We start from the raw sequence: 1,112 nt of genomic DNA, 5'->3' as shown, positions 1-1,112 counted from the left end.
CGAGCTCTGCGTGAACGTCCAGATGAACACGCCCGTGACCAGGAACGGGATGTAGTCCGGCACGCCGTGCTTGGTGCCGAGCCCACCACGAGGTAGATCCACAGCATCACGCCACCGGCAAGGAATGTCGGAAAGGCAGCTCCCACAAGAATTCCGTTGTATCCGTACAGGCCGATACGCATCGAATCGTCGTCAGAATGCAGCATCATGCCGGTGACGGTGGATACCACCAGACCCACCACGGCACCGATCGCGACGGTGATCGTGTCCGCGGCTGTCGCGCCCCAGAAGATGCCGACCAGAAACAGCAGGCCGGTCAGCGCATTGCCCTGAAACATCACTTGCCCGGAGCCTTTGAGATTCGTGTCGATGAATCTGAGCACGACGTTCTTGTCCGCGACGTCGTCCCACGGTTTGGTGATGGTGGTCATCGCACGTCCCTCGATCCTTCTCCGGCGATCCGCGTCATCCCCACAGCGGGACGGGCGGAATGGTGGTGTCCAGAACTGCCTTTCGCACCAGAGCCCAGAAATCACGAACCTTTGCCTTGACGGGTTCGCTCTCCGGACCGAGGACTTTGAAGATGAGACCGGCGTCGTTCGGTAGCCGACTCGCTCCGGAAACGACCTTGCCGTCACGGCCCGGAACTACCTCTTCGAGAATCGCGTCGGCATGCTCCTTCGGTGTCAACAAGATGACATTGCCGAACACGTCGTGATCGCCCATGATTCCGCCGTATCGCACGGGAAAACGTGCCGGTTCGATCACCAGCTTCTCGGTGAAGAGGTTCTCCCCGTCCGGACGCTCCGCCTTGATCATTGTGGAGTACAGGTCGTAGACGAACATCTCTCCGCCGTCGTGGTACTTACGACCTGGCATGACGATCTCCGAGAACAACAGCGTTGCAGTCGGATCCACCGTGATGTCGGTGCGCGCGTAGTACCTCGCGTTGCGGTGCGGAATCGTCACCCCCGGCATCAGTTCGAGATACGAATTCTCCGCGAGCACCACTTTCTGGGGCGGCGACCCGCGATGTCGGCGATGGCCTGCTCGACGGGGTCGAGCGCGAAGGTCTCGACATCGTCGGTGCTGTACAGGGCGGTTGTGGCGCT

The 1,112-nt window shown here is 60.7% G+C and carries 1 protein-coding gene and 1 pseudogene; both read right to left on the bottom strand.

From position 1 onward, the window contains the following. Nucleotides 1–119: 119 nt before the first annotated feature. Nucleotides 120–338: pseudogene (locus ABT116_RS49230) on the bottom strand (urea transporter); the annotation flags it as partial. A gap of 127 nt (nt 339–465) precedes the next feature. Next, nucleotides 466–1,011 carry an urease accessory protein UreD gene (locus ABT116_RS49225; protein WP_351648140.1) on the bottom strand — a complete coding sequence of 182 codons (546 nt, stop codon included), beginning with the start codon at nt 1,009–1,011 and terminating at the stop codon, nt 466–468. Nucleotides 1,012–1,112 lie beyond the last annotated feature (101 nt).

The organism is Streptomyces sp. NPDC002130, from assembly GCF_040296465.1.
Taxonomy (GTDB): Bacteria; Actinomycetota; Actinomycetes; order Streptomycetales; family Streptomycetaceae; genus Streptomyces.
This window is presented reverse-complemented; position numbering and strand designations above follow the sequence as displayed.